The sequence below is a fragment of the Pseudomonas umsongensis genome (assembly GCF_002236105.1).
Lineage (GTDB): Bacteria > Pseudomonadota > Gammaproteobacteria > Pseudomonadales > Pseudomonadaceae > Aquipseudomonas > Aquipseudomonas umsongensis.
Genome location: NZ_NIWU01000002.1, coordinates 147,658 through 170,270, shown reverse-complemented (window position 1 = coordinate 170,270; position 22,613 = coordinate 147,658). Strand labels below are relative to the sequence as shown.

Annotated in this window: 21 protein-coding genes; 12 read left to right on the top strand and 9 right to left on the bottom strand. The window is 60.8% G+C overall.

The window, feature by feature from the left end; all coding sequences use genetic code 11:
- Nucleotides 1–102: 102 nt before the first annotated feature.
- From PSUM_RS10945 to PSUM_RS10925, 5 genes are all read left to right on the top strand, one after another.
- On the top strand, nt 103–1,596 hold the full coding sequence (locus PSUM_RS10945; protein ID WP_033044849.1) for an RNA polymerase factor sigma-54: 1,494 nt from the start codon (nt 103–105) through the stop codon (nt 1,594–1,596).
- Between the two features lie 75 nt (nt 1,597–1,671).
- The gene (gene hpf / locus PSUM_RS10940; RefSeq protein WP_020796640.1) at nt 1,672–1,980 is read left to right on the top strand and encodes a ribosome hibernation-promoting factor, HPF/YfiA family; all 309 of its coding nucleotides are present in this window, start codon (nt 1,672–1,674) and stop codon (nt 1,978–1,980) included.
- Between the two features lie 12 nt (nt 1,981–1,992).
- On the top strand, nt 1,993–2,457 hold the full coding sequence (gene ptsN, locus PSUM_RS10935) for a PTS IIA-like nitrogen regulatory protein PtsN (protein WP_020796639.1): 465 nt from the start codon (nt 1,993–1,995) through the stop codon (nt 2,455–2,457).
- 2 nt (nt 2,458–2,459) lie between these two features.
- Nucleotides 2,460–3,317 (top strand): RNase adapter RapZ, encoded by an 858-nt coding sequence (rapZ, locus tag PSUM_RS10930; protein ID WP_083348227.1) that lies wholly within the window; start codon nt 2,460–2,462, stop codon nt 3,315–3,317.
- 15 nt (nt 3,318–3,332) lie between these two features.
- Nucleotides 3,333–3,608, top strand: a complete 276-nt coding sequence (locus tag PSUM_RS10925; protein WP_020796637.1) for an HPr family phosphocarrier protein — start codon at nt 3,333–3,335, stop codon at nt 3,606–3,608.
- Nucleotides 3,609–3,786: 178 nt separating this feature from the next.
- Here the strand turns inward: PSUM_RS10925 and pmbA are convergent, their stop codons facing one another.
- Nucleotides 3,787–5,133 carry a metalloprotease PmbA gene (gene pmbA / locus PSUM_RS10920; protein WP_020796635.1) on the bottom strand — a complete coding sequence of 449 codons (1,347 nt, stop codon included), beginning with the start codon at nt 5,131–5,133 and terminating at the stop codon, nt 3,787–3,789.
- Between the two features lie 108 nt (nt 5,134–5,241).
- Between pmbA and yjgA the strand changes: the two genes are divergently transcribed.
- On the top strand, nt 5,242–5,766 hold the full coding sequence (gene yjgA, locus PSUM_RS10915) for a ribosome biogenesis factor YjgA (RefSeq protein ID WP_008054354.1): 525 nt from the start codon (nt 5,242–5,244) through the stop codon (nt 5,764–5,766).
- A 105-nt stretch (nt 5,767–5,871) separates the two neighbouring features.
- On the opposite strand, the gene tldD is transcribed toward yjgA, so the two are convergent.
- From tldD to mreB, 8 genes are all read right to left on the bottom strand, one after another.
- Nucleotides 5,872–7,314 carry a metalloprotease TldD gene (tldD, locus tag PSUM_RS10910; protein WP_020796634.1) on the bottom strand — a complete coding sequence of 481 codons (1,443 nt, stop codon included), beginning with the start codon at nt 7,312–7,314 and terminating at the stop codon, nt 5,872–5,874.
- A gap of 18 nt (nt 7,315–7,332) precedes the next feature.
- The gene (locus PSUM_RS10905) at nt 7,333–8,181 is read right to left on the bottom strand and encodes a carbon-nitrogen hydrolase family protein (protein ID WP_083348226.1); all 849 of its coding nucleotides are present in this window, start codon (nt 8,179–8,181) and stop codon (nt 7,333–7,335) included.
- A gap of 159 nt (nt 8,182–8,340) precedes the next feature.
- Nucleotides 8,341–12,144 carry a YhdP family protein gene (locus PSUM_RS10900; RefSeq protein WP_033040141.1) on the bottom strand — a complete coding sequence of 1,268 codons (3,804 nt, stop codon included), beginning with the start codon at nt 12,142–12,144 and terminating at the stop codon, nt 8,341–8,343.
- Nucleotides 12,145–12,219: 75 nt separating this feature from the next.
- Nucleotides 12,220–13,677: a ribonuclease G gene (rng, locus tag PSUM_RS10895; protein WP_020796631.1), complete on the bottom strand. Its 1,458-nt coding sequence runs from the start codon at nt 13,675–13,677 to the stop codon at nt 12,220–12,222.
- Nucleotides 13,678–13,725: 48 nt separating this feature from the next.
- Nucleotides 13,726–14,322, bottom strand: a complete 597-nt coding sequence (locus PSUM_RS10890; RefSeq protein WP_033040138.1) for a Maf family protein — start codon at nt 14,320–14,322, stop codon at nt 13,726–13,728.
- 32 nt (nt 14,323–14,354) lie between these two features.
- Nucleotides 14,355–14,846, bottom strand: coding sequence for a rod shape-determining protein MreD (gene mreD / locus PSUM_RS10885; protein WP_008054347.1), 492 nt, complete (start codon nt 14,844–14,846; stop codon nt 14,355–14,357).
- Complete coding sequence (gene mreC / locus PSUM_RS10880) at nt 14,846–15,979, bottom strand: rod shape-determining protein MreC (RefSeq protein WP_080725290.1); 1,134 nt, start codon at nt 15,977–15,979, stop codon at nt 14,846–14,848. The genes mreD and mreC overlap by 1 nt, the downstream gene beginning before the upstream one ends.
- Nucleotides 15,980–16,120: 141 nt before the next feature.
- Nucleotides 16,121–17,158 (bottom strand): rod shape-determining protein MreB, encoded by a 1,038-nt coding sequence (gene mreB, locus PSUM_RS10875; protein ID WP_002555108.1) that lies wholly within the window; start codon nt 17,156–17,158, stop codon nt 16,121–16,123.
- Nucleotides 17,159–17,369: 211 nt separating this feature from the next.
- Between mreB and gatC the strand changes: the two genes are divergently transcribed.
- The 6 genes from gatC to PSUM_RS10845 all read left to right on the top strand — a co-directional run bounded on the left by gatC (nt 17,370) and on the right by PSUM_RS10845 (nt 22,598).
- On the top strand, nt 17,370–17,657 hold the full coding sequence (gene gatC, locus PSUM_RS10870) for an Asp-tRNA(Asn)/Glu-tRNA(Gln) amidotransferase subunit GatC (protein WP_008054345.1): 288 nt from the start codon (nt 17,370–17,372) through the stop codon (nt 17,655–17,657).
- Nucleotides 17,658–17,673: 16 nt separating this feature from the next.
- Nucleotides 17,674–19,125, top strand: coding sequence for an Asp-tRNA(Asn)/Glu-tRNA(Gln) amidotransferase subunit GatA (gatA, locus tag PSUM_RS10865; protein ID WP_020796627.1), 1,452 nt, complete (start codon nt 17,674–17,676; stop codon nt 19,123–19,125).
- A 10-nt stretch (nt 19,126–19,135) separates the two neighbouring features.
- Nucleotides 19,136–20,581 carry an Asp-tRNA(Asn)/Glu-tRNA(Gln) amidotransferase subunit GatB gene (gatB, locus tag PSUM_RS10860; RefSeq protein ID WP_020796626.1) on the top strand — a complete coding sequence of 482 codons (1,446 nt, stop codon included), beginning with the start codon at nt 19,136–19,138 and terminating at the stop codon, nt 20,579–20,581.
- 165 nt (nt 20,582–20,746) lie between these two features.
- Entirely contained in the window at nt 20,747–21,118 is a 372-nt protein-coding gene (locus tag PSUM_RS10855; protein WP_020796625.1) for a septal ring lytic transglycosylase RlpA family protein, read from the top strand.
- Nucleotides 21,119–21,168: 50 nt separating this feature from the next.
- Nucleotides 21,169–22,230 (top strand): calcium/sodium antiporter, encoded by a 1,062-nt coding sequence (locus tag PSUM_RS10850; RefSeq protein WP_020796624.1) that lies wholly within the window; start codon nt 21,169–21,171, stop codon nt 22,228–22,230.
- Entirely contained in the window at nt 22,227–22,598 is a 372-nt protein-coding gene (locus tag PSUM_RS10845) for a carboxymuconolactone decarboxylase family protein (RefSeq protein ID WP_020796623.1), read from the top strand. The genes PSUM_RS10850 and PSUM_RS10845 overlap by 4 nt, the downstream gene beginning before the upstream one ends.
- Nucleotides 22,599–22,613: the final 15 nt, after the last annotated feature.

Below are 22,613 nucleotides of genomic sequence, written 5' to 3'. Positions count from 1 at the left end.
AACGCCGCGGTTTCGGGCATATAATTTGCTTATGTTTGGCGCTCCGGCGCCCTGTAGTGGATGGCGCATGTGCGCCGGCGAATAAGGTGTTAAGCCCCTGCCATGAAACCATCGCTAGTCTTGAGAATGGGCCAGCAGCTGACGATGACACCGCAGCTGCAACAGGCCATCCGCCTGCTCCAATTGTCGACCCTGGACCTGCAACAGGAAATCCAGGAGGCCCTGGAGTCCAATCCGATGCTCGAGCGCCAGGAAGAAGGCGACGACTTCGACAATTCCGACCCGCTGGCCGACAACGCCGAACACAAACCCAGTACCGACACCCAGGAACCCTCCTACCAGGAAAGCGCCACGACCGTCGATAATATCGAGGAAGGCGACTGGAACGAGCGCATTCCCAACGAACTGCCTGTCGACACCGCCTGGGAAGACGTCTACCAGACCAGCGCCAGCAGCCTGCCGAGCAACGATGACGACGAGTGGGATTTCACCACCCGCACATCAGCCGGCGAGAGCCTGCAAAGCCACCTGCTGTGGCAATTGAACCTGGCACCGATGTCCGACACCGATCGCCTGATCGCCGTGACCCTGATCGACTGCATCAACAACCAGGGCTACCTGGACGAGACGCTGGAGGAAATCCTCGAAGCCTTCGATCCGGAACTGGACATCGAACTGGACGAAATCGAAGCCGTCCTGCACCGCATCCAGCAATTCGAACCTGCCGGCATCGGCGCACGCAACCTGGGTGAATGCCTGCTGTTGCAATTGCGCCAACTGCCCGCCAAGACGCCTTGGCTGGCCGAAGCCAAGCGCCTGGTCACTGACTATATCGACTTGCTCGGCAGCCGCGACTACAGCCAGCTGATGCGCCGCATGAAGCTCAAGGAAGATGAGCTGCGCCAGGTGATCGAGCTGGTCCAGAGCCTCAACCCGCGCCCGGGCTCGCAAATCGAGTCGACCGAAGCCGAATACGTGGTTCCGGACGTGATCGTGCGCAAGGATAACGAACGCTGGCTGGTGGAGCTCAACCAGGAGTCGGTGCCCCGCCTGAGGGTCAACGCCCAGTATGCGGGCTTCGTTCGTCGTGCCGACACCAGCGCCGACAACACCTTCATGCGCAATCAACTGCAGGAAGCCCGCTGGTTCATCAAGAGCCTGCAAAGCCGCAACGAAACCCTGATGAAAGTGGCCACGCAGATCGTCGAGCATCAGCGCGGCTTCCTGGAGTATGGCGACGAAGCCATGAAGCCATTGGTCCTGCATGACATCGCCGAAGCGGTCGGCATGCATGAGTCGACGATTTCGCGGGTTACCACGCAGAAATTCATGCATACCCCTCGGGGCATTTATGAACTGAAATACTTTTTCTCCAGTCACGTCAGCACCTCCGAGGGCGGAGAATGCTCGTCCACGGCGATTCGCGCGATCATCAAAAAACTGGTGGCGGCGGAAAATCAGAAAAAGCCGTTGAGTGACAGCAAGATCGCTGGTTTACTGGAGGCACAAGGCATTCAGGTGGCTCGCCGCACCGTCGCCAAGTACCGCGAATCCCTCGGGATCGCGCCTTCGAGCGAACGCAAGCGGTTGATGTAGGGCCACGCCACAGCGTTCCAGTGGCAGATCATCTGGATCTGCCGCTTTATGCACTGGCAACGAAGGAGAAGCTGTATGCAAGTCAACATCAGTGGACACCAACTGGAAGTGACCAAGCCCCTGCGTGAATACGTCGAGCTCAAGTTCAAGAAGCTCGAGGGGCATTTCGACAAGATCACCAACGTGCAAGTCACGATGTGCGTCGAAAAGTTGAAGCAGAAAATCGAAGCCACGCTGCATATACCCGGCAATGAGGTCGTCGCCAACGCGGAACATACCGATATGTACGCGGCAATCGACGCACTGACCGACAAGCTGGATAAACAACTCAAAAAGCATAAGGAAAAGACTCAGAGCCTCCTCCAGGGCGCTACGGGTCGTTAACACTCCCAACCCATGATCCGACTTGAAAGCATCCTGACCCCCGGCCGTTCCCTGGTGAACGTGCCGGGCGGCAGTAAAAAGAAAGCCCTCGAGCAAATTGCCAACCTCATCCATCGCGAAGTGCCGGATCTGGCCATGCAGGATGTTTTCGAGAGCCTGGTCGCCCGTGAAAAACTCGGCTCCACCGGCTTTGGTAACGGCATCGCCATTCCCCACTGCCGTCTAAAGGGCTGTGATGCGCCCATCAGTGCCTTGATGCACCTGGACGCCCCTATCGATTTCGACGCCATCGACGGCGCTCCGGTTGACCTGTTGTTCGTGCTACTGGTCCCGCAAGCCGCTACCGATGCGCACCTTGAGTTGTTGCGCCAGATTGCAAGCATGCTCGACCGCAAGGACGTGCGCGACAAACTGCGCAACGCTGCGAGCAATCAAGCCTTGTATCAGGTTGTCCTGGACGAGCAAAACGGTCATTAATCATGCGCTTGATCATCGTCAGCGGCCGTTCTGGCTCCGGTAAAAGTACCGCCCTCGACGTCCTCGAGGACAACGGCTACTACTGCATTGACAACCTGCCTGCCGGGTTGCTGCCTGAACTGGCCGAGCGAGCGCTGATACACACCGAACTGGCACAGCCACTGGTTGCCGTGTCCATCGATGCTCGCAACCTGCCAAGCCACTTGTCGCGGTTCCCCGAGTTACTGGCAGAAGTGCGCAGTCGCCACATCCAGTGCGATGTCCTCTACCTGGATGCCGACGAAGAAACCCTGCTCAAACGTTTCTCGGAAACCCGTCGGCGTCACCCGCTGAGCAACGCCAACCGCTCGCTGGCCGAAGCGATCAACGACGAGACCACCCTGCTCGGACCGATTGCCGACCTTGCCGATCTCAAGCTCAACACCACCAGCCTGAATTTGTATCAACTGCGCGATACCATCAAGCTGCGCCTGCTGAACCAACCGGAACCCGGTACGGCGTTTCTCGTGGAGTCGTTCGGGTTCAAGCGTGGCATGCCGGTCGACGCCGACCTGGTATTCGATGTGCGCTGCCTGCCCAATCCTTACTGGAAGCCGGAACTGCGCGAGCAGTCCGGGCTAGACCAACCGGTGGCCGACTACTTGGCGGCACAACCCGACGTGGAGGAAATGTTCCAGGACATTTCTACGTACCTGCTCAAATGGCTGCCACGTTTTGCCGCCAGCAACCGCGCCTATGTCACCATTGCCATTGGCTGCACCGGCGGCCATCACCGCTCCGTCTACCTGACTGAACGTCTTGGCCAGGTCCTGCAGCAATCCCTGAAGAATGTCCAGGTTCGCCACCGCGACCTCAGCTAAAGGATTCACACCGCGATGCCTGCTCTGGAAATCGAAATCATCAACAAGCTGGGCCTGCATGCCCGCGCTTCGGCAAAATTCGTTGGGGTCGCTGGCCAATACAAGGATTGCACGATCAGGGTAGGACGCACGCCGGAAACCACCGTCGATGGTAAAAGCATCATGGCAATGATGATGCTTGCTGCCGGCAAGGGCACCAAGATTCATTTGAGCACGGAAGGCGAGCAGGCACAGGAAGCGCTGGATGCGCTGGTGGCGTTGATCAATAACTATTTCGACGAAGGCGAGTAAAGGTCAAGGACCGTCCGAACTCGGTCCAAGCCGCGGCCTGCTGGCGAAGGCAGCCTTGAATCAGGATGATCTTTCTGGCGCCATCGCTGGCAAGCCAGCTCCCAAAGGTTTTGCCAAACCCCACAAAAAAGGCGCGCCACCCAATGGGTGGCGCGCCTTTTTGTCCAGAGGGCGAAGCTTAGCTGCCCGCCACCGTCATCCGCTCGATCAACACCGAGCCCGTTCGAATGTTGCTGCGCAGTTCCAGGTCATTGCCCACGGCAACGATCTGCTTGAACATGTCTCGCATGTTGCCGGCGATGGTCACTTCCTGGACAGCGAACTGGATTTCGCCGTTCTCGACCCAGTAACCCGCCGCGCCACGGGAGTAATCACCGGTGACCATGTTCAGGCCCTGGCCCATCAATTCGGTGACCAGCAGGCCGCGCCCCATACGACGCAGCAGGGCAGCCTGGTCCTCATCGCCATGGGTAACGAACAGGTTGTGCACGCCACCCGCATTGGCGGTGCTCGGCATGCCAAGCTTGCGGCCTGAGTAGGTGCCGAGGATGTACGACACCAACTCGCCTTTTTCGACGAACGGTTTTGCGTAGGTCGCCAGGCCGTCGCCATCGAACGCTGCACTGCCCATGGCCCGCATCAGGTGCGGCCGCTCGTCGATGGTCAGCCATTCCGGAAACAGCTTCTGCCCCAGCGTACCTTCGAGGAACGAGGATTTACGGTACAGGCTGCCACCGGAGATCGCCGAGAGGAAACTGCCGAACAAGCCGCCGGCCAGTTCCGCGGAGAACAGTACCGGCACTTCACAGGTCGGCACCGGACGCGCACCCAGACGGCTTGCGGCGCGTTGCGCAGCACGCTGGCCGATGCTCACCGGGTCCGCCAGCAGATTGCCCTGGCGGTTCACGTCATACCAGTAATCGCGCTGCATCTGGCCATCAGCCTCGGCGATCATCACGCAACTCAAACTGTGCCGGGTCGACGCATAACCGCCGATAAACCCGTGGCTGTTGCCGTAGACGCGGCAGCCCTGATGCGTGCTCAGGGTGGTGCCATCGGCATTGCTGATCCGGCTGTCGGCGGCAAACGCTGCGGCCTCACAGGCCAGCGCCTGCTCAATCGCCTGTTCCGGGGTAATGTCCCATTGGTGGAACAAATCGAAGTCCTGAACATCCCTGGCCATCAGCGCGGCATCCGCCAGGCCCGAGGCTTCGTCTTCAGAGGTGTGCTTGGCGATAGCCAGGGCAGCGGCAACGGTTTCGCGAATCGCCTCTGGCCCACTGGCCGACGTACTGGCCGAGCCCTTGCGCTGACCGACATACAAGGTGATGCCAAAACCCTGGTCGCGGTTGAACTCGACGGTTTCGACTTCGCGCTGGCGAACGGTGGTCGACAGGCCCTGCTCAAGGGACACCGCCACTTCACAGGCACTGGCGCCCTGTCGCTTGGCTTCAGCGATGATTTGCTCGACTTGTTCTTGCAGTGCCGGCAACGCTTGTGGGCCGACGCTTTCAACTGCACTCATGCTGTTCTCCACTCAAATTCTGCTTTCGGTAACGGTCATCGAGCGACCGGGCCGGACAAGCGGCCCCCGACTGGTTATCATGGCGGCGTTTCTTTGCGGACGGCCACCATGGTTGATTCTTACGACGACTCCCTCGATACGGGAGAAAAAAGCAAATCCCAGGTTAAACGCGAGCTGCATGCTCTGGTTGACCTCGGCGAGCGCCTTACAACGCTCAAGCCTGACTTGCTGGCAAAACTGCCGTTGACCGACGCCTTGCGCCGGGCCCTGGCCGATGCGCCCAAGCACACCGCGAACATCGCGCGTAAACGGCACCTGCAGTTCATCGGCAAACTGATGCGCGATCAGGACACTGACGCAATTCTGGTTTTGCTCGATCAACTCGATGCCTCCACTCGCCAGTACAACGAACGCTTCCATAACCTGGAACGTTGGCGCGATCGCCTGATCGCCGGCGACGATGCCGTACTGGAAAAATTCGTCGTCGACTACCCGGACGCGGACCGCCAGCAATTGCGTTCCCTGATCCGTCAGGCGCAGCACGAGGTTGCGCAAAACAAGCCTCCTGCATCCAGCCGTAAAATCTTCAAGTACATCCGTGAGCTGGACGAAACTCAACGCGGTCTGCGTTGATTCTCGTCCATCCCCTGTAGGAGCTGCCGCAGGCTGCGATCTTTTGATCTTTTAAAAAGCAAAAGATCGAAGCCTGCGGCAGCTCCTACAGGGGGATGTATGTGCCTAAGCGCCCGTGCCACCCACGGTGATCGCATCAATCTTCAGCGTTGGCTGGCCGACACCCACCGGCACCGACTGACCATCCTTGCCACACGTCCCCACACCGCTGTCCAGCGCCAAGTCATTGCCGACCATCGACACCTTGCTCATGGCCTCCGGGCCGTTGCCGATCAACGTCGCGCCTTTGACCGGGGCGGTGATCTTGCCGTCTTCGATCAGGTACGCCTCGCTGGTGGAGAACACGAACTTGCCGCTGGTGATGTCCACCTGGCCGCCGCCGAGGTTGGCGCAGTAGATGCCGCGCTTCACCGACGCGATGATTTCTTGCGGGTCGCTTTCGCCGGCCAGCATGTAGGTGTTGGTCATGCGCGGCATCGGCAGGTGCGCGTAAGATTCGCGACGGCCGTTACCAGTGCGGGCCACACCCATCAGGCGAGCGTTGAGCTTGTCCTGCATGTAGCCCTTGAGTACGCCGTTTTCGATCAGTGTGGTGCACTCGGTTGGCGTGCCTTCGTCGTCAACGCTCAAGGAGCCACGACGACCGGCCAGGGTGCCATCATCGACGATGGTGCACAGCTTGGACGCCACCATCTCGCCCATGCGCCCGCTGTAGGCCGAACTGCCCTTGCGGTTGAAGTCGCCTTCCAGGCCGTGGCCGACCGCTTCATGCAGCAGCACGCCCGACCAGCCGGAGCCCAGCACCACCGGCAAGGTTCCGGCCGGCGCCGGAATGGCTTCCAGGTTGACCAGCGCCTGGCGCAACGCTTCACGGGCATAACCCATGGCGCGATCTTCAGCCAGGAAATAACGGTAATCGGTACGCCCGCCACCGCCGTGACCACCGCGTTCGCGACGGCCGTTCTGTTCGACGATCACACTGACGTTGAAGCGCACCAGTGGCCGGACATCCGCCGCCAGGCCGCCATCGGTGGACGCCACCAGGATCCGCTCCCAGACCCCGGCCATGCTCACGGTGACTTGCTGGATACGCGGATCAAGGGCACGGGTGGCGGCATCGATGCGCTTGAGCAGGTCGACTTTCTCGGCACGGGTCAGCACTTCCAGCGGATTGTCCGGCCCGTACAACTGCGCCACATCCTGGGTGGTGAACGCTTGCACGGTGCCATTCTGTCCGGCCCGGGAGATCGACCGGGCGGCTCGGGCAGCCGCGCCCAAGGCTTCCAGGGTGATGGCATTGCTGTAGGCAAAACCGGTCTTCTCACCGGATTGCGCGCGAACACCAACCCCTTGGTCGAGGTTGAAGCTGCCTTCCTTGACGATGCCGTCTTCCAGCGCCCAGGACTCGGAAATCTGCCCCTGGAAATACAGGTCGGCGGCATCGATGCCAGGGCCGGCCAGGTCGCCAAGCACACCTTGCAGGCTTTCGATCGTTACGCCACCGGGTGCCAGGAGGTGCTCACTGACTGAGGACAACAACTCGCTCATATGCTTTACGCCTTAAATTCATCGTTCTGAGGCAGGCCGCTGGGCGCCCTGCGAGAAAAAGCGCCGGTGACTGGACACCGGCATCCGCGCCCGGATGGACGCCTGTTCGCTGCTATCGCGTTCGGCCAGCAGCACGGCCTCGCCTTGATCCTGTTGTGCCAGCACCCGTCCCCATGGGTCGACGATTGCCGCGTGCCCCCAGGTTTCCCTCGGCCCCGGATGCGTTCCACCCTGGGCGGCCGCGAGCACATAACATTGGGTTTCGATGGCTCGCGCACGAATCAGCACATCCCAGTGCGCGGCGCCGGTTACGGCGGTGAAAGCCGACGGCGCGGTAATCAGTTCCGCGCCGGCAGCACGTAATTCACTGTAGAGCTCCGGGAAGCGCAGGTCATAACAAACCGTCAGGCCGACTCGCCCGACCGGCGTATCCGCAACCACGATCCCGCTGCCATAAGCATAGTCATCGGATTCGCGATAACGGCCGCGATTGTCTGCCACGTCCACGTCAAACAGGTGCAGCTTGTCGTAGCGAGCGACCGTTTCGCCTTGGTCGTCAACCAGCAACGAGCAGGCATGCACCTTGGCCGTCGGTTGATCCACCGGCGGCAACGGCAAGGTGCCCGCCACAATCCATAACTTGAGGTCGCGGGCCGTCTGTTTCAACCAGGGCAGGATCGGGCCTTCGCCCGACGCCTCGGCGCGACCGATGTCGGCGATGTCGCGCCGGCCCATGGCGGCGAAATTTTCCGGCAGCACAGCCAATTTCGCACCGCCCGCGGCCGCTTGTTCCAGCAACTGACGCGCCCGGGCCAGATTGGCCAGCACGTCGCTCTGGCTGACCATTTGAATTACCGCTACAGACATGGCCTTTCCCTGATCGGATACCAACGCATACCTGTAGGAGCTGCCGCAGGCTGCGATCTTTTGATGTTGCTTTTAAGATCAAGATCAAAAGATCGCAGCCTGCGGCAGCTCCTACAGTGGAGTTAAGGCCATGCTACTCCATAGGTTTGGAGGATGGCGTCAAAAAGCCTTGTCGAAGGTGATTTTCGGTTCTTTCCACGGCCCCTTGACGGTGTACTTCACGCTGGCGAAGCGCGCCACACGGTCACCGATCAACTTGTCGATCAGGAACAGCGCCCCACCGATCGCCGGTGCGCCGACGATCAGCGCGGCGATGGGCAGGTTGTTGGTCACTGGCAGGGTCACCAGCAGTTTCGCATCGATCTGATCGGCCACCATATTCAGGGTGCCGTCGAGCTCGATCGTGCTCGATGGACCCGTCAGGCGGATTGGCTCCCGTGTCACGTACACCCCGTTGGTCGCCACCAGCAGGCCCTTGACCCGGTCATAGCTCAGGCCTTTGCCGAACAGGTCGGAGAAGTCCAGGCGCAAGCGGCGGCCAATGGAGTTGAAGTTGAGCAGGCCAAATACACGCAACGCCTGGGCACTGCCTTCGACCTCGACAAACTGGCCTTCCTTGAGCGACGCATCGAGGGTGCCAGAGAGACGCTTGGTCCCCATCCATGCCGGCGAGCCCGGCCAGCGGGCGTCGACATCCATGTGAAATTCCTGGCTGGTGACGCTCGGCGCGTAGCCCCAGCCCTTGAGGACATCCGCCAGGTTCTTGCCGCTGATCCGCCCCTTGTACCAACTGTTGCTGGCACCAGGTGGACCTTCCCATCCGCCGCTGCCTTGCAACAACATGCCCTTGAGGCCCATGTCCAGCGAGTTGAGCGCGATACCCCTGGCCGTCGGACGCACCTTCAGCGACCAGGCGCCCACCAGGTCGTTGCCCTGATACAACTGATTGATGATGATATCCAACGCCGGGATCTTGGTCGGGTCCACCGAGGCCAGGGGATCCGGCGAGTTTTCGTCGGCCAGAACCTTTGGGTCCGGGGCGGGCAGGCGCACCGTTTGCAGGTTGATCACCATCGGCGCAGCCTTGGCATCGGGGATGCTGGCGGCGCCCTTGACCTGCTGGCTGTCGAGTTGCAGGGCCCACGAGGACGGTTTGCGCGTCAGCTGCACCACTGCCTGATCCAGGGTGGTACCGAAGGCGCTGAGCTTGCCGACCTTGATGTCCGCTCCGCTGAGCAACTGCTTGGCGTTGCCACCGGGGTCTTGGCCGGCATACTTGCTCACCAGGTCCTGCCAGGGGCCGACATCCAGTTCCGAGAGCACGCCACGAATGCGCAAACCCTTGGCCCCGGGCAGCGCGGCCGTGCCATTGCCGAGGAACAATTCACCGCGGCCGCCGGCAAAATTGCCGGCCGGTGCAGCAAACGTGAAGCTCGCCAGCTCCCCGTAATTTGCCCAGTAGCGCCGCTCCGCTCCTTGCAGGGTCATGCGAAACGAAGTGTCGCGCCCGACATCCGCCGCCAAGCCAAAGGGCGCCGGCAGATCGACGGCCACACCCTTTAGACTGGAATTGACCATCAATTGGCTATCGGCACCATCCAGGGTCAGTTGCAGTTGGTACGGGATAACGCCACTCACTGGCAACGGCTGGGTCACGCTCAGCCAGTCCTTGAGTTTCTTGACTTCGACCTGCCCGGAAGCGGTGACCCGGGTGTTGAGCTTGCCTTCACGACCGTCGGCGAAAATTTTCGCAGTGACCGGTTTATCGAAGGCGCGTGCAGTGATGTTCTGCCCACTCAAGCCTTTGCTGCTGTCAAAACGGAAGTCACCCTTGAGCTGAGTCAGCTCGAGGGGGGGCTCGGGCAGTTTCAAACGGGCCTTTGCCGTCTTGAAGTCAACCAGGATCTTGGGCTGTTCGCCCTTGGCCAGCGGAATATCCAGCTTCAGTTTGCCTTGCAGATCGCCCTCGCCTTCCCAACCCGCGAAAGTCTCGGCAGTGCCTATCGGCGCTTCCTTGAGGATTTTCAGGCCATCACCCAATCCACCGGCGAACGCACCGTCGAGAAACAGGTGACTGTTTTGCCCGGCGGGCACGTGGGGAATGCTGACGTAGATATCGCGGACCTGGGTATCGAGCAATTGCCCCTTGCTGGCCAGGATCCGTACCCCACTGTCTTCAACGAACACATCACCCGTGACCTTGCTGACATGCGGCCAGCCAGGCTGGAACGCCAGCTCGGCATCGTGGACCTTGAAAAACAGGCTGATGCTGCGTGCCGTTTCCTCCGCGCCGTGGTTCAACGAGCCTTGGTACTGGAAGAATCCCTGATCCACCGCACCTTTGAGAATCGCCGTGCGCAGCCATTCGTCCAGCGCCGGGCTGAGGACGGTCGGCAGGTATTTGGCGGTGTAGCGACCGTCGCCGTCCACCAGACCAACCCGCAGGTCCATGTAGTCTTCCCGTGCCTCATCAAAAAACAGGCGGATCAGGAAGTCGCCGGCAATCTTGCCTTCCTCGCCCAACACCTTCAGGTACGGCGCGATCAGCGTGAAACTTTCCTTGTCGAGCTTCCAGGTCAAGGTCGCGTTGGCCTGGATGTATTGCCATGGCTTGGCGAAAATCGGGTCCAGGTGCAGCATGAAATCCTTGCTGTCCATGCGCAACTCGCCATGGCCAAGGTCGCCGCTGATGCTGCCCGTGACATTACGTGCCGCAGGGGCACCGTGATACGCATCAAAACCGACACGATCAAGGTTGGCTGCGAAGCTGAACCGGCTGTCATCGGTGGCATTGGGCTTCACGTCGATCAGCACGTTGCGCAACCCACCGGTGACCTTGAGCCGCTCGACCACCGTGGCGACCCCTTCCGGCAATGGCGCCAGGGCGTTGAGCACCGGCGTGAGTGGTGTCAGGTCGAGACGGTCGGCTTGCAGATGCCAGATGTTTTGCGTCTGGTCCGAGGCCGTGACCTGCTTCAATTGCAGTCGTGATTCCCAGCGGGTCTCGCCAAGGTTCATGGCCAGGGAGTCAACCGTTACCAGCATGCCCTCGGCGCTGCGCTGGAAATAACCGTTAAGCGCCAGGTTGTTGATCTGGATCGGCTTGCGTTCGGCATAGGCCCCTTTGAATTGCGGCGCATTCAACCGCACGGCGCCGCTTTGCAAGGCGCCTTTGCCCCAGGTTGCCCACAGCTCGCCACCCGCCTTGAGTTCGGAGAAATTCCACTGCTGGGTCAGGGTTTCGGGCAACCATTTCGACCAGTCGCTTTGCGGCAAGCTCACATAGACTTGCGCCTCGCCGTCCTGCCACTGGCTGGCTCGAATACGGGTACGCACACTCAAGGCCAATGGCTGGCCATCGGGCAGGGTCAAGCGGGCATCGAGTCGTTGGCGGGATGCGCCGGTTTTCAGCGTCGCGCCAACGTACGTCAGGGTCAGCGGCGATTCTCCCCAAGGCTGCAACGTGACCTGGCTGTCGAGTACCGACAGTTGCTGGATCATTTGCATGCGATTGAGTAGCTGCTCCGGCTCAAATGGCTGATCGTCCTTGACCGGCAAGCCTTCCAGCGCCCACGCGCCGTCATCGCCTTGCTTGAGGCTGATCTTCAGGCCATTGAGTTCCAGATTGGCGATGCGCACCTCGCGGGCCAGCAGACTCTCCCACAGGTCCGGGACAGCCCGCACGTTTTCCAGGTGCAGGGCGTTGGCCCCCTCGCCTACGGTCACGTCGTGAGCCGACAGAATGGGCGCGAAGCCACTCCAGCTGCCTTTCAGCTCGCCGATTTGCAGGGGCATGCCCAAGGCCTCGCTGGCCTTGGTTTCGACTTCGCCACGGTACTCGGCCACCAACGGCGCCAGTTCCCGGCCCAGGCTGACGTACAACGCCATCACCACCAAAACCAACGCGCACAGGCCCAGACCCCAGCGGGTCAGTGCGGCCAATATGCGTGTCAGACGCTCCATGTCAGGTGGCTCCCATGGCAAAAGTTCTGCAGACAGCTGAGGCCAGCCATTCAGGAAAATTCAGGACGAAGCAGTTCAGAGCAGCACGACGTCGTATTGTTCCTGGGAATACATGGTTTCGACCTGGAATCGGATGGTGCGCCCGATAAATACTTCAAGTTCGGCGACGTTACCCGACTCCTCATCGAGCAGACGATCGACAACCCGCTGGTTCGCCAATACACGATAGCCTTCCGCCTGATAGGCGCGAGCCTCACGCAGGATTTCGCGGAAGATTTCATAGCAAATGGTTTCCGGGGTTTTCAGCTTGCCGCGCCCCTGGCAACTGGTGCACGGCTCGCACAGGACCTGTTCGAGGCTTTCGCGGGTGCGCTTGCGAGTCATCTGCACCAGGCCCAACTCGGTGATGCCGATGATGTTGGTCTTGGCGTGGTCGCGCTCCAGTTGCTTCTCGAGCGTGCGCAGGACCTGGCGCTGGTGTTCTTCATCCTCCATGTCGATGAAGTCGATGATGATGATCCCGCCCAGGTTGCGCAGCCTCAATTGTCGGGCAATGGCGGTCGCCGCTTCGAGGTTGGTCTTGAAGATGGTTTCTTCAAGATTGCGATGCCCGACGAACGCACCGGTGTTGACGTCGATGGTGCTCATGGCTTCCGCCGGGTCGACCACCAGATAACCGCCGGACTTCAACGGGACTTTGCGCTCAAGGGCCTTCTGGATTTCATCTTCGACACCGTACAGGTCGAAAATCGGTCGCTCGCCCGGATAGTGCTCCAGACGATCTGCGATCTCTGGCATCAATTCGGCGACGAACTGCGTGGTTTTCTGGAAAGTTTCCCGGGAGTCGATGCGAATCTTCTCGATCTTCGGGCTCACCAGGTCGCGCAGCGTGCGCAGCGCCAAGCCGAGATCCTCATAGATCACACTCGGCGCGCTGATGGTCTTGATCTGCTCGCTGATCTGGTCCCATAGCCTGCGCAGGTAGCGGATGTCCATGAGGATTTCATCGGCACCGGCCCCTTCGGCGGCCGTGCGCAGGATGAACCCGCCCGCTTCCTTGATGCCTTCCTTGGCCACGCAATCGGTGACCACTTGCTTGAGGCGATCGCGCTCGGCCTCGTCTTCGATTTTCAGCGAAATACCGACGTGGGCGGTGCGCGGCATGTACACCAGGTAACGAGAAGGAATCGACAGCTGCGTGGTCAGGCGCGCACCTTTGGAGCCGATGGGGTCCTTGGTGACTTGCACCACCAGGCTCTGGCCTTCGTGCACCAACGCGCTGATGCTCTCGACGGCCGGACCTTCACGCAAGGAGATTTCGGATGCATGAATGAACGCGGCGCGGTCCAGGCCGATATCGACGAACGCCGCCTGCATGCCGGGCAATACCCGCACGACCTTGCCTTTGTAGATGTTGCCGACGATCCCGCGCTTTTGCGTGCGCTCGACATGAACTTCTTGCAGGACACCGTTTTCGACCACCGCCACGCGCGATTCCATCGGCGTGATGTTGATCAGGATCTCTTCACTCATGGCAGGGTCTCGTTCAGGCATGTTCACAATAATGGCCGGGTACGACGCTTAGCGTGCGTTATTGGGTTGCCAACAGGGTATGCCGAAATGGCCGAGCAGTTGCGCGGTTTCGCACAGCGGCAGTCCAACCACCGCCGAGTAACTCCCAGTGAGCCCGGCGACAAACACTGCGCCCAGCCCTTGAATGCCGTAGCCACCGGCCTTGTCCCGAGGTTCACCGCTGGCCCAGTAGGCCGCCGCTTCATCTGGGCTGATTTCACGAAAACGTACGTGACTGGTGACCACCAACGACTCGCAACGATCAAAATCGAGCAGCGCTATCGCGGTCAGGACCTGATGCTCGCGCCCGGACAACATCTTCAGCATGGCGCACGCGTCGCCTTCATCAACCGGTTTGCCAAGAATTTTTCCATCAAGCACCACGGCGGTATCTGCACCGAGCACGCAGCAGGACGCATCAGACGCGACTGCGCCGCGTCCGGCCTCGGCCTTGCCACGCGCCAGGCGCTCGACATAGGCCGACGGGGATTCATGATTCAAAGGGGTTTCATCGATATCCGCGCTGATGGCGGTGAACGGCACGCCGATCTGCGTGAGCAGTTCACGCCGACGCGGTGAGCCAGAGGCGAGGTACAACCGTTTCATCAAGACCTCTCCCTGTCTAATGCCCGAACGAATTAATTGATTTTGTAGCGTCGACGCAATCCGCGCAAACCGAAGCTGACCCAGGGCCAGAGCAACGCGCTGACCAGTGCCGGCAATACCAGGGCCAGGGTTGGCTGACGATTGCCAGTCAAGGCGCTGAGCCATAGTTGCACCAGCTGGGCGAGGCCGAAGATCACCAGGATCACCAGGCTCTGCTGCCACATCGGGAACATTCGCAGGCGTTGTTGCAGCGCCAGCACCAGGTAGGTGATGAGCGTCAGGATCAATGCATTCTGGCCCAGCAGCGTGCCGTACAGCACGTCCTCGGCCAAGCCCAGGCACCAGGCGGTGACCATCCCGACTTTCTGCGGCAGCGCCAGTGCCCAGAACGCCAGCAGCAAGGCCAGCCACAGGGGGCGCAGGATCTCCATGAATTGCGGCAGCGGCGATACGCTGAGCAACATGCCGACGGCAAATGTCAGCCAGACGATCCAGCCGTTTCGAGAAGCTGTGACACCGACCATTATTCTCGTCCCCCAGTGGTAGCCGGTGCGGAGACAGGCGGTTTGGCAGCAGGCTTGACAGCAACGGGCTTGACGACAGCGGGTTGTGTCGCCGGTGGCTTGGCGGGTGCAGTCGTGGTGGGTTTGGCGGCAGGCTTGGCCGGGGTCGTGACCGCCGGAGTAGCCGCTGGCGTCGCCGGAACAGCCGGAGCCGCGACTGCTGCCGGTACAACCGCCGGTCTCGGCACGGTCGCCGGAATGATCGGCCCCCCACCCTGCGCATCCAGGCTTTCCTGGGCCTGGGCAGCGTCGTTGGCGCGCTCCTCGGCAGTGCGAGTGTCGCTGAACACCAGCAGCAAATAACGGCTGCGGTTCAAGGCGGCGGTCGGTACGGCGCGAACAATGGCGAACGGCTGGCCGGAGTCATGGATCACTTCCTTGACCGTCGCCACCGGGTAACCTGCCGGGAAACGCTGGCCCAGGCCGGAGCTGACCAACAGGTCGCCTTCCTTGATATCGGCGGTATCGGCCACGTGGCGCAATTCGAGGCGTTCCGGGTTGCCGGTGCCGCTGGCAATGGCGCGCAGGCCGTTGCGGTTGACCTGCACCGGAATGCTGTGGGTGGAATCGGTCAGCAGCAGGACCCGGGAGGTGTAGGGCATCAACTCGACCACCTGGCCCATCAGGCCACGGGCATCGAGCACAGGCTGCCCGAGCACCACGCCGTCGCGTTCACCCTTGTTGATGATGATGCGATGGGTGAATGGGTTGGGGTCCATGCCGATCAACTCAGCCACTTCGACCTTTTCGTTCACCAGTGCCGAAGAGTTGAGCAACTCGCGCAGCCGAACGTTCTGCTCGGTAAGGGAGGCAAGCTTTTGCATGCGCCCCTGCAACAGCAGGTTTTCGCTCTTGAGCTTTTCGTTTTCGGCGATCAGTTCGGTGCGGCTGCCAAACTGGCTGGCCACACCCTGCCATAGCCGCTGCGGCAGGTCGGTGATCCAGTAAGACTGCATCAACACCAGCGACATCTGGCTACGCACTGGCTTGAGCAGTGTGAAGCGGGCATCGACCACCATCAGCGCGACCGACAGCACGACCAGCACCAACAAGCGCACGCCCAGTGAGGGACCCTTGGTGAAAAGCGGTTTAATAAGCCGCTCCTCCCAGGCAAATGTTCTCTTTATTCATACGGCATCAAACCGGCCTGGACGCAGACGACAGAAGATAAACGCGAACAGGCAGCACTGCAAAGTGCCGCCTGCGCGCTCACAGCATAGAGGCGATCCGGCGACTTATTCGCTGGAGAGCAGGTCCATGGTGTGTTTATCCATCATTTCCAATGCACGGCCACCGCCGCGAGCAACGCAGGTCAACGGGTCTTCGGCAACGATCACCGGCAGGCCGGTTTCCTGTGCCAGCAGCTTGTCGAGGTCACGCAGCAAGGCGCCACCACCGGTCAACACCAGGCCACGCTCGGCGATGTCGGAAGCCAGCTCCGGCGGCGACTGCTCCAGCGCGCTCTTCACGGCCTGAACGATGGTCGCCAGCGACTCTTGCAGCGCTTCGAGCACTTCGTTGGAGTTCAGGGTGAATGCGCGTGGAACGCCTTCGGCCAGGTTGCGGCCACGAACGTCGACTTCGCGAACTTCGCCACCCGGGTAAGCGGTACCGATTTCCTGCTTGATGCGCTCGGCAGTGGACTCACCGATCAGGCTGCCGTAGTTGCGACGCACATACGTGATGATCGCTTCGTCGAAACGGTCGCCACCTACCCGTACGGATTCGGCATAGACCACGCCATTCAGCGAGATCAGCGCGATTTCGGTGGTACCGCCACCGATATCCACGACCATCGAACCGCGGGCTTCTTCAACCGGCAAACCGGCACCGATCGCAGCAGCCATCGGCTCTTCGATCAGGAACACTTCACGGGCACCGGCACCGAGCGCCGATTCACGGATGGCGCGACGTTCAACCTGGGTGGACTTGCATGGGACGCAGATCAGCACTCGAGGGCTAGGCTGCAGGAAGCTGTTTTCATGAACCTTGTTGATAAAATACTGCAGCATCTTTTCGCAGACGCTGAAGTCGGCGATCACGCCGTCTTTCATCGGACGAATGGCAGCAATATTGCCCGGCGTACGGCCCAACATGCGCTTCGCTTCGGTGCCGACAGCAACGACACTTTTCTGGTTACCGTGTGTCCGAATGGCCACAACCGATGGCTCATTCAGGACGATACCGCGCTCACGCACGTAAATAAGGGTGTTGGCAGTGCCCAGGTCAATGGAAAGATCGCTGGAAAACATGCCACGCAGTTTCTTGAACATGGGAAAGGGACCCTAGGCAACGCGTGGGTAAAAAAGTGCGGCAAACTCTAACAACGACAGGGATTTTGGGCAAGGCGCCAATATGTTAAATTGGCCGTTTTTCTGTGCACCAAACCCCACAATCGCGGCCATATGACCGTAGAAGTGCGGTAGTGTTCCGACAATCTAACACACGGACGCCGTCCGTCTTGTTTTCCACTGGAGAATCCCAATGGCGCTTGAACGCTCCGACGTGGAAAAAATCGCTCATCTGGCCTGCCTTGGCCTCAATGATGCCGATCTTCCACACATCACTTCGGCCCTCAACAGCATTCTCGGGTTGGTCGACGAAATGCAGGCGGTGAATACCGATGGTATCGAGCCGCTCGCCCACCCACTGGAAGCCAGCCAGCGCCTGCGTGCAGACGTCGTGACCGAGAGCAACAATCGCGAGGCCTACCAGTCCATCGCACCAGCGGTCGAAAACGGCCTGTACCTGGTTCCGAAAGTCATCGACTAAAGGGAAAGAGCCTGCAATGCATCAATTGACTCTGGCCGAGATCGCCCGCGGACTCGCCGATAAAAAGTTTTCCTCCGAAGAGCTGACCAAAGTCCTGCTGGCGCGCATCGCCCAGCTCGACCCACAGCTCAACAGCTTCATCAGCCTCACTGAAGACCTGGCGCTCACGCAAGCGAAAGCCGCTGATGCCCGCCGGGCCAATGGTGAGAGCGGCGCCCTGCTGGGTGCGCCGATCGCCCACAAGGACCTGTTCTGCACCCAGGGCATCCGCACCAGTTGCGGCTCGAAGATGCTCGACAACTTCAAGGCACCGTACGACGCCACCGTCGTCGCCAAGCTGGCCGCTGCCGGGGCCGTGACCCTGGGCAAGACCAACATGGACGAATTCGCCATGGGCTCGGCCAACGAGTCGAGCTATTACGGCGCGGTGAAAAACCCGTGGAACCTGGAATACGTGCCGGGCGGTTCCTCCGGCGGCTCCGCGGCTGCAGTGGCCGCTCGCCTGTTGCCTGCCGCCACTGGCACCGATACCGGCGGTTCGATCCGCCAGCCAGCGGCGCTGACCAACCTCACAGGCCTGAAACCGACGTACGGTCGCGTATCGCGTTGGGGCATGATCGCCTACGCGTCCAGCCTCGATCAGGGCGGTCCGTTGGCGCGCACTGCCGAAGACTGCGCAATATTGTTGCAAGGTATGGCCGGCTTCGATCCGAACGACTCGACCAGCATCGATGAGCCCGTGCCGGACTACAGCGCCAGCCTCAACGGTTCTCTGCAAGGGCTGCGCATCGGCGTGCCGAAAGAGTATTTCAGCGCCGGCCTCGACCCGCGCATCGCCGACCTGGTGATGGCCAGCGTCGAAGAGCTGAAAAAGCTCGGTGCCGTGATCAAGGAAATCAGCCTGCCAAACATGCAGCACGCGATTCCTGCGTACTACGTGATCGCCCCGGCGGAAGCCTCTTCCAACCTGTCGCGTTTCGATGGCGTGCGCTTCGGCTATCGCTGCGAAGACCCGAAAAACCTGGAAGACCTGTACAAGCGCTCCCGTGGCGAAGGTTTCGGCACAGAAGTGCAGCGCCGCATCATGGTCGGCGCCTACGCCCTGTCCGCCGGCTACTACGACGCCTACTACCTGAAGGCGCAGAAGATTCGTCGCTTGATCAAGAACGACTTCATGGCGGCCTTCAACGAGGTCGACATCATTCTCGGCCCAACCACGCCAAACCCGGCCTGGAAGCTCGGCGCCAAGAACAGCGACCCGGTCGCTGCCTACCTGGAAGACGTCTACACCATCACCGCCAACCTCGCCGGCCTGCCAGGCCTGTCGATGCCGGCCGGTTTTGTCGATGGTTTGCCAGTAGGCGTGCAGCTGCTCGCTCCGTATTTCCAGGAAGGCCGCTTGCTCAACGTTGCGCACCAGTACCAGTTGAACACTGACTGGCACACCCGCACCCCAACCGGCTTCTGAGGAGACACACATGCAATGGGAAGTCGTGATCGGGCTGGAGATTCACACCCAGCTCACCACCCGGTCGAAAATCTTTTCCGGTAGTTCCACCACCTTCGGTTCCGAGCCGAACACCCAGGCCAGCCTCGTAGACCTGGGCATGCCCGGCGTACTGCCGGTGCTGAACCAGGAAGCGGTGCGCATGGCGGTGATGTTCGGCCTGGCGATTGACGCCGAGATCGGCCAGCACAACGTGTTCGCACGCAAGAACTACTTCTACCCGGACCTGCCCAAGGGCTACCAGATCAGCCAGATGGAATTGCCGATCGTCGGCAAGGGCCACCTGGACATCGCCCTGGAAGACGGTACGGTCAAACGTGTCGGCATCACCCGCGCGCACCTGGAAGAAGACGCCGGCAAGAGCCTGCACGAAGAGTTCAACGGTGCCACCGGCATCGACCTGAACCGCGCGGGCACGCCACTGCTTGAGATCGTTTCCGAGCCAGACATGCGCAGCGCCAAGGAAGCCGTGGCTTACGTCAAGGCGATCCACGCACTGGTGCGATACCTGGGCATCTGCGACGGCAACATGGCCGAAGGTTCGCTGCGTTGCGACTGCAACGTATCGATCCGTCCAAAGGGCCAGGTCGAGTTCGGTACGCGCTGCGAGATCAAGAACGTCAACTCGTTCCGCTTCATCGAGAAGGCGATCAACAGCGAAATCCAGCGTCAGATCGAGCTGATCGAAGACGGCGGCAAGGTGATCCAGCAGACCCGCCTGTACGATCCGAACAAGGACGAAACCCGTCCGATGCGCAGCAAGGAGGAAGCCAACGACTACCGTTACTTCCCCGATCCGGACCTGCTGCCTGTCGTGATCGAAAACTCGTTCCTCGACGACGTGCGCGCCACCCTGCCCGAATTGCCACCGCAGAAACGCGAGCGTTTCCAGGAGCAATTCGGTCTGTCGGTCTATGACGCCAGCGTGCTGGCCACCAGCCGCGAACAAGCCGACTACTTCGAGAAGGTCGCGAGCATCGGCGGCGACGCCAAGCTGGCGGCCAACTGGGTCATGGTTGAACTGGGCAGCCTGCTCAACAAGCAAGGCCTGGATATCGAGCAGTCGCCGGTTTCAGCCGAGCAACTGGGCGGCATGCTGCTGCGCATCAAGGACAACACCATCTCCGGCAAGATCGCCAAGGTGGTGTTCGAAGCCATGGCCAACGGCGAAGGCAGCGCAGACGAGATCATCGAAAAGCGCGGCCTCAAGCAAGTGACCGACACCGGCGCGATCTCGGCGGTGCTGGACGAAATGCTCGCGGCCAATGCCGAGCAGGTCGAGCAATACCGCGCGGCAGACGAAGCCAAGCGCGGCAAGATGTTCGGCTTCTTCGTCGGCCAAGCCATGAAGGCATCGAAAGGCAAGGCCAACCCGCAACAGGTCAACGAACTGCTGAAAAGCAAGCTCGAAGGCTGACCGGAATGGAGCCAGCTCTAAAATCTGGCTCCATTTTACTGTGGGAGCGAGCCTGCTCGCGAATGGGGTTTGGCACTCAACACAAAATTGACTGTCAGATTGGCATTCGCGAGCAGGTCGGATCGCCGCACCGTCGCTCCCACTTTTTGTTTCGGGAAAACTTCTATGAAGCGCCTACTTGGACTTTGCGCCCTGCTCTCCCTGCTCGCCGGTTGCGCCAGCACCGACACCGTCGACCCGCACGGCTATGACAAAACCGGCGTTGCCTCCTATTACGGCGCCAAACACCAAGGCAAACGCACCGCCAGTGGCGAGCGTTTCGACAAGAATTCCCTGACCGCCGCCCATCGCCAGCTACCCTTCGGTACACGGGTGAAGGTCACCAACCTGAAAAACGACAGATCCTGCGTAGTGCGCATCAATGATCGTGGCCCGCACACCCGTGGCCGCCTGATTGATTTATCCCATGAAGCCGCCGAACGACTGGGCATGCTCAAGAGCGGCACCGCGCGGGTTCGCGTGCAAGCCCTCGACTGACCGACGGAGCCCCGACCATTTTCGGACTAGCCGATTTACCCCTGATCAGCGTGATTGAATTGCTCAGCGGGCTGGCGTTGCTGATCGCCGGCGCCGAACTGATGGTGCGCGCTGCCGTGCGCCTGGCAGCACGCCTGCATGTACGCCCACTGATCATCGGCCTGACCATCGTCGCCCTCGGCAGCAGCGCACCGCAGATGGCGGTCAGCTTGCAAGCCACCTTGGCGCACAACGCCGACATTGCCGTCGGCAGTGTGATCGGCAGCAGCATTTTCAACATCCTCGTCACCCTCGGATTGTCGGCGCTGATCATCCCGTTGCGGGTGTCACGCCAACTGGTGCGCCTGGATATTCCCCTGATGATCGGCGCCAGCCTGCTGGTATTCGTACTCGCCTGGAATGAAGAACTGACCCGTGCCGACGGCGTGATGCTGTTGATGGCACTGGCGATTTACCTGGGCTTGTTGCTGCGCCAGTCACGGCATTCGGCGCGCCCGGTTTCGAGCCATGAGCACAACGGCCAGGCGCCATGGCTGAGCAGCCTGCTGATGATTATCGCCGGGCTGGCGATGCTGGTGTACGCCGGGCACCTGCTGTTGGGGGCTGCCGTTGCGGTCGCCACCGATCTTGGGCTGTCGGAGCGGATCATCGGCCTGACCATCGTCGCTGTCAGCACATCACTGCCTGAGCTCGCCACTTCGTTGATCGCCGCGATGCGCGGCGAGCGTGATATTGCCGTGGGCAACGTGATTGGCAGCAATTTGTTCAACCTCCTGGGTGTGCTGGGCCTGACCGCGCTAGTCGCGCCAGCGCCGCTGTCGGTATCGCCAAACGCCCTGGATTTCGACCTGCCGGTAATGCTTGGCGTCGCGGTGCTATGCCTGCCGGTGTTCTATTCCGGTTACCGCGTGACCCGCGCCGAAGGCCTGCTGTTCCTGGGCTTGTACCTGGCTTACGGACTGCACGTGGTGTCGTTCACCACCGGCATGCCGCTGGCCGGCAAGCTTGAACACCTGATGCTGTTTTTCGTCCTGCCAGCGCTCGTGGCGTTCTTGTTGTTCACGTCATTGCGCGCCTGGCGTCGCCAACACCATAAGAGGGAATTGCCATGACCGAGAACAAGAAAACCGGCGTTGAAGTACGTCGCCAAGTGATGGGCGACACCTTTGTCGACCGCGCACTGGGCAACGCTACGGAGTTCACCCAGCCGCTGCAGGATTTCGTCAACGAACATGCCTGGGGCGGAGTCTGGAATCGCGAAGGCCTGCCCTTGAAAACCCGCAGCCTGATCACGCTCGCAGCGCTGACGGCGCTGAAGTGCCCGCAGGAATTGAAAGGCCACGTGCGCGGCGCGCTGAACAACGGCTGCACCGTGGAAGAGATACGCGAAGCGCTACTGCATTGCGCGGTGTATGCCGGTGTCCCAGCGGCGATTGATGCGTTTCGGGCGGCGCAGGAAGTTATCGAGCAATATCAGTAACCCTCCTCGTTTAAA